Source organism: Barnesiella sp. CU968, from assembly GCF_905219685.1.
GTDB classification, from domain to species: Bacteria; Bacteroidota; Bacteroidia; order Bacteroidales; family Muribaculaceae; genus Lepagella; species Lepagella muris_A.
In genome coordinates this window covers 1-4,531 of record NZ_CAJMXD010000244.1, presented here as the reverse complement: position 1 = coordinate 4,531, position 4,531 = coordinate 1, and the positions used below count along the sequence as shown (strand labels likewise).

4 protein-coding genes are annotated in these 4,531 nt (G+C 40.6%); 1 reads left to right on the top strand and 3 read right to left on the bottom strand.

The window, feature by feature from the left end; all coding sequences use genetic code 11:
- Positions 1-238: 238 nt before the first annotated feature.
- Positions 239-673, top strand: a complete 435-nt coding sequence (locus JX312_RS09580; protein ID WP_204457837.1) for a hypothetical protein — start codon at positions 239-241, stop codon at positions 671-673.
- 1,732 nt (positions 674-2,405) lie between these two features.
- Here JX312_RS09580 and JX312_RS09575 read toward each other — a convergent pair.
- From JX312_RS09575 to JX312_RS09565, 3 genes are all read right to left on the bottom strand, one after another.
- Positions 2,406-2,921, bottom strand: a complete 516-nt coding sequence (locus JX312_RS09575; protein WP_204457836.1) for a phospholipase D-like domain-containing protein — start codon at positions 2,919-2,921, stop codon at positions 2,406-2,408.
- Between the two features lie 6 nt (positions 2,922-2,927).
- Complete coding sequence (locus JX312_RS09570) at positions 2,928-3,500, bottom strand: hypothetical protein (RefSeq protein WP_204457835.1); 573 nt, start codon at positions 3,498-3,500, stop codon at positions 2,928-2,930.
- Between the two features lie 610 nt (positions 3,501-4,110).
- Positions 4,111-4,531 (bottom strand): hypothetical protein (locus JX312_RS09565; protein ID WP_204457834.1); only part of this gene is annotated, 421 nt, incomplete at its 5' end.

Sequence of the window (4,531 nt, the reverse complement as noted above, 5' to 3'; positions counted from 1 at the left end):
GGCCTTGACAGGTCGCCCAATGCACTGTGTCCTTTAGCTTGGTTGTAAATTGAAGATTCTTATCCCGAACTCGCGTTATGAGACTCGCCGCTCGTCGCGGGACTTCTGTAAAAACATTTGTAGCCCTTCAAATTTCAAGAGACTATCGAAAGATGATAATATCCACGACTATATAACAAATAGCACTTGGTTTGCTGCCTCATGGCTTCAAGACCCCACCATAACTTCATTGTTGAAAATGATAACCGGGACGGCTGTAGACCTCGATAAGGTAGAGAAGAAAAATCTAAAAGACGCTGAGGACGCGAATGCCTTGTTGGATGGACTTGAAAAAATTTTCAAACAGACTACTCTCGAACAATTTCAGTCCTATTGGAAATCCATGATTTCTGACACCCCGCCCTTTTATTTTTACCAATTACCACTTCTCGAGTTTGGACTATCGGATGATTTATATGTTAAGATGAACGCTCGAGGCAAGCAACTGACTCCATTTGAAAACTTCAAGGCTGACCTTATAGGCTATCTGCGTCAAAGAGCCAAAGAACAAGATGAGCAAACATCCCGCGACAAAGCAGACTATGATAAGGATTGGAAGAAACTTCTGGATCCAAGGTCGGGTATACCAATTATGCTTGATACAGAATGGACTAACATTTTTTTGGGAAAATAGGTCTTCACAAAATTCCATTGATGAGATTTTCTTTGCATTCATCAACAGAGTGTTTTGGGAAGAAATGATTGCAGACCGCGATTGCTCTGATACAAAGGATGATGATGAAGGAAGCATTAAAGCTCTTGAGGGGAATTCATCATACCGTTTTTTAATAGCGGACAATGTTGATGATTATCATGATCTGACACCCTACCGATTTAAAAACGGAGAAATTCCTTATTCACTCTTTGAGAATATCACCACCGTTTTTACAAGATTAATCAAAATGGGCAACTATGATACAATAAAATTGCCTCGCAATGTCGGTGTTGAATTCCATTTTATTCCAGTATATATAGAAGACACTAACCGGAAAGACTTAATCTCTCCTCTGACCCAACCGCATCGTGTAATATTTCATGCGATTTATAAATATTTGTTGGAAGGTGAGGCCGAGGATGTTTCTCTTAAACGTTGGATGAGAGTGGTGTGCAATATTACTTCTGGCAAAAGTCTCGGATCGGACTGGAATAAATACATCATACGTACCACAGCCACTATGTTGTCTGCCATACGTACCCTTTCATTTATTGACAGCCATCAATGCTATTCGTCATTGTTTAAGATGAATCTTATTGAGAGCGACAAGGAAATTCCTTCGCGAATGAATGAGGAAATAACAAAAGCCAAAATGACACTTGAACCATCTGGTGAGTTAGCGAAATACTCCGAAGGATCGGAGTATGAGACATGGGAAGAAGCGTTTACCGCAGCTGAAAACTACGCCTTCTTCAATGGGTCAATCAGGTTCATGTATCAGAATAAAAGCGGATTGCCTGACTTTAAGGATTTTGATAGAAAGTTTACCAAGGTAAAAGAATACTTTAAATCAGTCCGCACTGATTCTTCGGATGTATTAAATCCTGCTTTCAGTGGAAACGCAGCCCTTCTGCAATCCCTGATTAGCAAATTTACNGCAGATCAATTTTGGAAAGTTATATGGTGGCGCAGCCATTATATATTTGACAACAGTGAAAAGTCGTGGCGGCACTATCTGTATAATGAAGACATCAATGCCCCCAGACATGAGTTCCTCACTGAGGGATTGTCCGTAAATATACTAACAGATTCCTCAGATAGAGCCGGGCATATGCTATACTTTCTTTCAAATACAGGTCTTTTGAATTACGCCCTCAATAAATTCGGCAATTCATACATACGCACTTATCATGGTCACGATGCGATATACCCCAGCTCTACAGGCGTTTTCCTTGATACAGCCTATAGAGATCGGTTTATGAGTCGACCGAATATAGCAATTAAGACTGGAGAGAAGGTCCCCGATTCTGCCCTGATATATGGTTCAGATATTTCTTTCACCTTCTTAGGCAATAATTACATTTGGCATAGGGATAACAAAGTATATCTTGCCAACTCGGAAAATTGCGAAGAACGAGAAACGTTGTTCATAGATGGTAAAGAGACTATGATATCTGTGAGCCCTGACAATATGAAGTATGAAGATTTAGAGGAAATGTTAAAGGCTCTTCCTGATAAATTTGCACAAAGAAAAGCTGAATTGGAACAAGCGTTATCTGATTCCAAGTGAAATAGTGCTATCGCAGAATCGAACGATACTCGGTTTGGGTGTCGTTTGATTTTATATAACAATTCACAGCGAAGAAGCCTCATTTATCTTCTCATTGGTGACTAACTATTTCAAAGGGAAATCTTGGACTATCAAAAATGTTTATTTGATTGGGTCAGTGCAATATTGGCGGCGGTCGCAGCGGGTGCAGAGTTCTCCACGCCATACGCTGTCAAATTGCTCACAGGCGGCATCTATCAGATGTGCCTCGTCGGTAAGTATTCCGGCCTCGAAGTTACGGCGGTTACTACTCTTCATACCTATGCCGGCACCTGTCAGATTGGCTGAGCCTATATAGGCGGACCCGAAATCGAAGATAATCATCTTGAAATGGACTCGCGGGCATAGCATCCGCTCCAGTCCGGCTTTTAGAATCGGGTATCGGTCAAAATCCTCACGGAAAGCCGGACCCGGTTCTTTTGCATGAATAAGCCTGACCTCTACGCCACGTTTGATAAGTTTTGCGAGTACAGCAAGGAATGGCTCCGATGAATTGCCGGCTTTGACATGAAGGTCTTTAATGTCGGCTGTACCAATCCAGAGCGACTTCCTCACGGAAGCCACTCTTGCCACAACCTTATCATAATGATCTTTGCCAGAGATAAATTCAACCGACATAAAAAATCAGTCTATATTGAGAAAAGCGTTTAATTCGCTCTCATCATCAAAATCTATCTCCCGGGCAAATTTGAGTCCAATGGTAGTTGCTATTGTCAAGAAGTTTGAAAACCATACATTGAACGGTGTATCAAATACTCCGGTACTTTCCATGAATCCCCAAAGTTTAGACGTTAACGCAGCTATGTTCCCAACACGATTGGTCAGGATTTGCTGAACATTGTAAGGAAGGTCAGGCTCATAATAGTCGAAAACCTCCTGAATATTGAATGACACAGAGTCCGTTTCAATGCCATGATACTGCTTGTAAAATATCTCAACAGCCCTATCAAAGAAATATTGGAAAATCAGTCCGGACTGCACCTGATTGGGTATAGTATTACGTTCCTCTAATAATTTTGCGATAGTTTGGGTAATTGATCTCAATGCCGTTGCTATTTCAATCAATTCTTGATTATCAAGCTGATTACAAATTTGGTCGGATATAAAACCCGTATCCAGATTCTCAGCACCAATCAGGGACATATCAATGCCCTTCTTTATGAACGCTTTGTTTATTTCGATTTCATTTTCTGTCATAATGTAACTCTGTTTTTAATTGTGCTCAGTATGCAAATTTACTTATTTTTTTTGTGAGATGGAGGTCCGAATATTATAAACGGGGTCATTTATGATCGTTGCAAAATAGCCTCATCATGTCGCATATTTAGATACAGGTTGTGATAGTTTTAATCATCATCCTCAAAGAGGTGATCTAACAGCTCATCATTGGCTTTTATGACATCCTTAATAGCTTGAGCCCTAAAGCGATGTTGAATGTCACAACCAATGACTACGCCGATCAAAGCCTTGATTGAAGCGGAATGTGAGACGGTCCGATGAAACAGGCTACCCCTCCAAGGATGCCCGGGAGTATGGCAAAGCTCAACAATTTGAATTGCGGCTGTACTAGATTCCTTGACATCTCCAGATCTCCTGTCCTGCCAATATAGTAGATAATCTTATCTCGNCGCTATTTAGATTCTCGTCATGGTTAACCGACCAAAGTACGTTGGCTGTTTCAGCAGAAACACCATCTAACTCTAGAGACTTGACCTTCTTGATAACTTCTTCTATTCCTATTCCAACACCAATCACTCTGAATGATGCCGGTAAATTTATATTCTCAGTATTCATAGTGTATGTATTTTTAATCCCACCAACGTTTCATATCCTGTCGAAGTATAGTCCACACTAATTGATAAGCTTTTTCCTTGCGTAAGTCGCTTTTATGAAGATCCTTAAATTCTTTACCATCTTCAAATTCAGAAGGTTCAATCCCGAATCTTGAGCTATTTCGCGTATTAACATAAATATCTGTTTCGTAAGTGTAATCGTCCCCGGTCGCTATATTCATAAGCCGACATGCAAGTTCCATACGCTCAACGTCCTTTTCCCAACCGACATAGCGTTGAGTGAAACGATAATAACCTATATTATATTCTAGTTTCTTACGTAGAATTGTGAAGTTCCACGACCAGTCGTATGCTTCATCTCCGATAATCGTACTTCTCCAATACCTAAGTTTTTTGCGATCGCAACTTTCGGTATTTATCCTACCTACGCGGTCC